General features: G+C 53.0%; 1 protein-coding gene. It reads right to left on the bottom strand.

Going from position 1 to position 6832, the window contains the following annotated elements; genetic code table 11:
• The coding region (locus MRY86_RS24315) for a LamG-like jellyroll fold domain-containing protein (protein ID WP_293571983.1) at window positions 1-6664 on the bottom strand (6664 nt) is incomplete at its 3' end.
• Window positions 6665-6832: the final 168 nt, after the last annotated feature.

Below are 6832 nucleotides of genomic sequence, written 5' to 3'. Positions count from 1 at the left end.
CCTGATTGCGGAAAGTTTCCTCGTTGGGCCCGTTGAAGTTCTCCGGGTAGGTGAGCGTGCCCGCCTCGCCCAGGTTGATCAGGTAGCCGTTCGGGGAACTCATGAAGTCCAGGTTGCCCACCCAGCCTACGCCTGCAACGTACTGCGCAAAGCCAGCCTGGCTTTTAATGATATCGCCATTGAGCGGGCTGAGCGATGCCAGGGCCTGATTGACCGGCATGCCCGCCTGCGGCAGGTAGCCGATCCAGTTCCAGCCCGCGGACAAGCTCATGGGCGTAGCCGGGTCTATCGGGTTGCCCAGGATCACCAGGCTGTCGAAAGCGGTGCCGTTGTACTGGTACATCGTCAGGTGGGACAGGGCCGTAAGCGATCCGGCCCAGACACTGCCGCCGTTGAAGTACTGGCTGAAGCTCGTCTGCCCCTTGATGGTGGCATCTTCCGGGCGGGTCAGGCTCGAAAGGGCCGCATTGATGCTCGGGTCTGGCAGCTCCAGGTTGTAGGAGATCCAGTTCCAGCCCGGGAAGATCGGGATCTTCCGCAGCAGCAGGTTGTTCGTGTGGATGACCTGCGGCACGATGGGCGAACCGATGAGGTCGTCCGCTACAAAATCGAAACTTTCGTTTGTGCTGCCGTAGAGCGTACACTCCCGGGCATCCCAGATCTGGAAGGTGACCGTCTCCCCAACCAGGTTGTTGCTGTAGATGGTCAGGAAGGCCAGGTGTTTGTCGATCTCGGCTACGTACTCCACGGCTGCCACACCGCGCAGCTCGCTGCCGACAAATGCGCCGATGAGGTCGAGGTTGTCCGTGGACACCTCTCCTTCAATATTCAGCTCGGCGGTCATCGTCATCGAGTAGGCAAAGCTGCCCGGGTTGATCTCCCAGCCCGGCCCTTCACAGGCCACCCGCAGGTCGACGTCAATGTCCTTGTTGCCGTCTGTGCCGACCACATTGACTTGAGTTGCATATTCGTTTTGTGGGAGGTTATCTGCAAAAACAAAAGTAATCTCTTCCTGCTCGCCGGGGTCTAGCGTGCCGTCTGTGGGCGCTATGGTCACCCAGGTAGGGATGCTGCCGTAGGAAACGGAGCCGTCCGGGTTGTCGATGCGCGGGCCAGTGATGCTGAAATTCATCGGGGCACCGCTTTGGTTGACAATATCCCGGGTAACGACCAGCCCATTGCCTTCGTTTACGACTTCGTCTATATCCGAGCCTGCCGTCCAGCGCAGTGGGTTCAGGTCGACGAGGAATTCCCAGGATTCAAAGTTTACGGTCGGGCTGCCGGGAGCGCCGATAGGCACTTCCATAGGGTTGCCGGCCAGGTCTTCGATATCGGTAGCTACCGCCCGGAGGGTCTTGCCGTTGATAAATCGGGACTGTATCTCGGGCGTGATGATGATCTTGTCGCCCACGCATTGGCTGCTGAAGGGCACGAGTGCGCCGGTTTCGGTATCGATCAGGGCGATGTTGTTCAGGTTGATATTCGTACCGATGCCATCCGCATCAAAGACTTTATTGCAATTGATCGGCTCATTGAAGGTGATGGAGATCTCATCGCCACGGCTCAGGATGCCATCAGCAGGCTGTGGCGCGCCGAACAGCTCGGGGGCTTCGGTCTCCTTGACCACCCTGATGACTTCAGAGATGCCCGGCGAAAGGTCGCCGCCTATGGTGCCCCCGCAATCCGCGATTGCTCTTAGCTCGTAGGCGCCGTCCTTCAGCTCCATCATGTCCCACTGCACGATCTTAAAGACCGGGTCATTAGCAAAGCTGTCTGCCGGCAATTCCAGGATATTGACCCAGGAGCCATCGCCCGGGATCGGGCGGTACTGCAGGCGGACAATGTCCAGGTCCGGGTCCTCGTTATCGTACTCGCTCAGGGTCACAAAGAGGTTCTCGTTGCCCGGCGTCACCACATGGTTCTGAAGCGGGAAGGAGATGTCGATCGGTGTACAGGGCTCGATAAATTGGGCCGTGAGCTCGAACTCTTTATAAAAGCGCCGATAGTAATCCTCACCAGTACCCCCATTTGGCCAATTCACATCACCTTCATCAGTATATATGTCACTCTCTCCATAGTTAGAGAAATTATCATAAATCAAGAAACCGCCATTGATATCAGAAGGGTCATAACCAACCGACAGAGCGTGATCAATTTGACAAGTAGAACCGAAGTATAGGCCTAAACCCTCAAAATTAAAATCAGTAGAGGTGCCAACTTCTACGGCTATTTGTTTCTGTATGGATTCAGTGCCTACGAACTGGAACTCTGCCGTGCCACCGAGCCCTACCAATTCTTGACCATCGATTGAAATCAATGCGCCATTGGGATTGCCTTCAGCTCGGACGCCTAGTTGATACACAAGACCGTCTACCCCGTTGGGGCCTATACTGCCAAGGGTAACATTATAGATTGCGGCGGTGTTGTCAGGAACGTTAGTCTGGACTGGTTCCGCTACCTGTACAAATACCTCCTCCCGGTTTCGGGTGCCGGGTATCCAGGGGCACATAGATTCGCCACCCACCAATCTAAAAATTGGGGTATGGGAGAATGGAGTACTAGCAGGTGAGAAGTCGAATTGCGACTCCGCCTGCAATGGATTATTTTCCCCAGCGATATCCATGATTAGTTCATAATACTCACTTTTATTTTCCAACGTTAACTGGCTGTAATTATCAGCAATGTCGATAGAATAAAAATCGTTCAGGTCATCATCGGCCAATGTAAATGAGGTCGTCAGTGAATTGCTTTGGGAGCTACCATTTGAGCTGGTTGTTTCTCTGCTATATCCGATGCTTAAGTCCCAAGTTGTTCCTAATCCCCCGATCACCACACCAAACTCGGTGCCGATCTCACCTGCCCTGCCTAAGGTCGTAGAGAAGGTACGGGTGCCGGACTGCTCTGTGGTAACCGTTTCTGTATAAGAGGTGGCTGCATCAAAGGTGATATTCCGGTCATATTCAGCCTCTCTTTTTGCAATCTGCGTTTGGGCTAAGGTTTGAATCCATTTTTTGCGGGAGGCTATGGCCATTTCCCACTGTTCCTGAGTTATTCCTTGCCCTACCCCCTGATCAATGATTTCCTGCAACTGAGGAATAATTTCAGTCTCAATTTGCCAACGGGAGAATACGAAGTCTGTTTCAAATCCATTTGGAGAAACAGATAGTACAACATCGTTGGTAAATTGACAATTATCGAAGTCGTAATCCAGGATATCTCTTGCACCAATCTCGAAATTGATAGAAGCCCCAAAATATACATCGCCGTAGTCCCCCCAGATGTCATCACCATCAGATGTGGATATCTCTTGCACCACTTCAAAACAAAATTCGCCCGTATTATTACTGGTATTGATTGACTCAAAACTACCCGAGATACGGGTATCATTAAACACTTCGAAATCCTGAGCTACCGATACGAAAGGTGACCCGACAGATATTTCTTTTTTAGGGCCAAGCCTCAGTTTCACCTCTGCACTGCCAGATGTTGTATTGACAGTTGCATCTTCCCAGGTTGTACAAGTTTTGGTACTTTCCGACCAAGTGGCAAATGAGCCGTCGCCCGGAGGGTCATGGACGACAGCAAACACTTCCGATGGCCCAGTCGTTGTTATAGTTCCCTCTTGCTGACGTTCTCCCAAAACAATTGCTTCATAAGATGCACTGGCAGTCTGAGTACCAACTTTAGCTACTACCTGAAGTGGTTTGGTATGTGGTGCCAACAAATTTGGATTATTGGCATACCATTCATAAACGTAGGTACTGGAGTCACTTTTGAATTCTTCTTGCATAGTTTCCTGAATACCATTGTTAATAACCAAATCAAAGGTATCCAAATAGCACCTGCCTCCATCGTAAGATTGATATACCCGGATATTATTAGAATATAACTTAGGTACCGAAAACTCAGGAGATTGGGAATCTTTAATCAGTGGCAGGTTGCACTCGTTAGCCAGCAGCCCGTCATTGATCTCGCCCAGCTCTACATTGGGCGGGCTGATGTACATGAAGTCCACTGTATCCTTTCGCACACTCCGCAGGTCGACTTCCTTGCCGCCCTGTATTTGGAAGTAATCGTAGATTATGCTATTCGAGTGCTCGGTTACCGATACGGCCACCGGGATGGGCGGGACATTATCAAACTTGAACTTGCCGTCCACCGTCTGTAGCTGTAGTTCTTCTTCGTAGCAGCCGTTCAATGCGGCCAGCTTGACCTTTACGATAGCGGCCGGGTCCCCATTGCCGTCTTCTGCAATCACGGACAGACGGCAATGCCCGCCAAACAGCTGCCCTTCTATCTCCCGTTTGGTGGTGTTTTGGAAAAGCACATTGGCAATGGGCGTATTCAGCTTGCGGGCCTCGAAAAAGGCAGGGAAAAAGTTATGGGCGGTGCTGTCTGTACCGAACTTTGGGGTGAGCACCACATTGGCGCCCGGCTCAAAGTCAGCCACAAAGCGCCCTTCTTCATTGGTGAAGATAGGTGGGAAATAGGGTGCCCCGTTAACCAAAATCTCCACGCTGTCCTGGAAGCAGAACGTATTCTGAAAGCGGATTACCCCGGAAATGGGCACGGTGGAAATGTCCGTAAAGTCCACATCGCTCACGGCCGTTGAGGTGTTGTTGATGTTGACAAAACGGGTGTTCGGTTCAAACTCGTGCGGGAACTCCTCCTGACGCAGGGTGATGAAGGAATAGGATGCGCCCTTGTTCTCCCCTACTCCGGTAGCCGCCGGGCCGCTGTCAAACAGCTCTGTGCCTTCGCTTTCATTGAAGTTGAAGTAGGAAGTCAGGCTGCCGTGGCCTACATCCGTGCCCCCATCGCCAAAGGCAGTAGCGTGCAGCTGTATTTCCTGCAGGGTCAGCAGAGAGTCGGCGTAAAAGGCGACTTCATCTACCAGGCCCGTATAAAAATCAGTGGGGGCAGCAATACCCCGGGCACCGACCTGCCAGGCTTCCGTTTCCCAGGTGCCAGCCAGGTTGCCATAGCTCAGGCTGCCTTCTTCGTTCCCGTTGAGGTAGAAAGTTACCGTACCGGCTGTGCTGTTCAAGCTCAGGGCCAGGTGCTGATACTCGGCAGCGGCATCGCCCAGTTCCTGGGTCTCTCCGTTGACCGTTAGCTTGTACTTGCCATTTTCCAGAAAGAGGTTAAAGGCATCACTGCCACCTTCCACTTTGCTCAAAATGCTCTGCGTGCTGTTCAGGTCGAAAGGGTGTACCGTGACTTCAATGTGGCTCGTATCGGACAGGCCAAAATTGGTCAGTACTGCCGAGGACTCGTAAGCGGCATTGAATTCCAGGGCGTAGTTATTGTAAAACAACTTCGAGGGGCGGGCCGTGAAGCTTTGCTCCTGACTGTAGTTGATGCCTTCCATGAAGTAAAAACCGGTGCCATCGGTAATCCCGCCGTTCAGGATGTCCGGGGTGTCGTAGGAAAAGGCCGCCCCATTCAGGTTGCCGTCCATGCCAGTATTGGAAAGGTCAAAAACTTTGGTGCCGAGGCCCTCGTCAAATTTCCAGTAGCCAACCAGGCCTTCTGTAAACTTGTTCGCGGTAATGTCTTTGGTAGAAACAATTTCTGTCTGCGTGAGCAGGCGGTTGTAAATGCGGATGTCATCGAGGATACCTTCAAAGAAGCCCGATTGGTCCCGCCGACTGCCGATGGAAAACAGGGCCGGTTCATTAACGATATTCGCTTGTATGGAGCGCTTGAATTGCCCGTCAACGTACAGGATCATGGAGCCTCCTCCGTAGACCACCGCTACGTGGTGCCATTCGTCCCGCTCATCGGTGCTAACTGTATTGGGGTCGTCCTCAAACTCGTATGCCATTTCATGCGCGGTGCCATCGCCAACGCCGGCTACCACGCCTTTGCCCATATTAGACGGGGTGGTGTGAATCCAGAAGTTTTTGTTCAAATCACTGCCGAGGTCAATGATGCCGTCCGAATCGTGGCTGGCTCCGATCTTCACCCATGTTGATACGGTGAACATATCGGTCGGCAGGGCTTCATCGTAGGAAATGCAGATGTTTTCGCCCTCGCCCCCGAAAGACAGGGATTGCCCTATGGTGGGCGTCAGGGTTACGATGGCGCCGGGCACCGGGTTGCCGTTGGAGGTTTGTATTTTTCCGGAAACGACCCCGTTAGGATTGACGAAACCGACGCTGCGGCCGGAGACTCCTTTTCCAAAACCGTTCTTCCCGGAGACGGCATATTCGTAAAACTCCCCGGCTTGTACATTGAAATCGAGGAACTGGGTTTCATCGGCATCTACAGTCGTCAGGTAGGAGCCATCCCTTGTGATGATGTACCCTTCCGTAGGTTGAGAGCCCAGGGGGTTGGGCTTCCAGGAAAGCTGCACCCGGTTGGGGAAGTCGCCCTGCGTGGCCATGACTGATGGTGCACGTGGCGGCATCAGGAAAAGGGAGAAAACGCCGAAACTGGCCGCGTTTTCACTGGAATAGGCCGTGCTGCCCACCACCGGCTGCCCGTAGGTGACGTTGGACCGGGTAGTGGCGGCAAAACCATTGACCGTACTCCCGTAGTTGATGGTCAACTCCCCGGAGCCTATAGTGGAAGGGTTGCAATCCACTTCCTGCTGTGCCAGCAGGGCCGGACTGAGCCCCAGAAACGCCAGCAAGCATAAGGTTGTAAAGTATAGCTTCATTTTATTCTATTTTATAGCATTGGCCTGAGCGATAGGGCAACCGGGCTATTTTGCCCGGCTACCCTGTACCACTCCGCTTTATGATGAATAATCATTTTCCAGAAGGAAGGCATTCCGATCGTTGCCGGACATCCGCCCCGATGCGGTGTACCTGACAAGACGGTGGTG

Source organism: Phaeodactylibacter sp. (genome assembly GCF_022763345.1).
GTDB lineage: Bacteria > Bacteroidota > Bacteroidia > Chitinophagales > Saprospiraceae > Phaeodactylibacter.
Note: the sequence above shows the minus strand (reverse complement) of the source record. Positions and strands in the feature narration are given on the sequence as shown.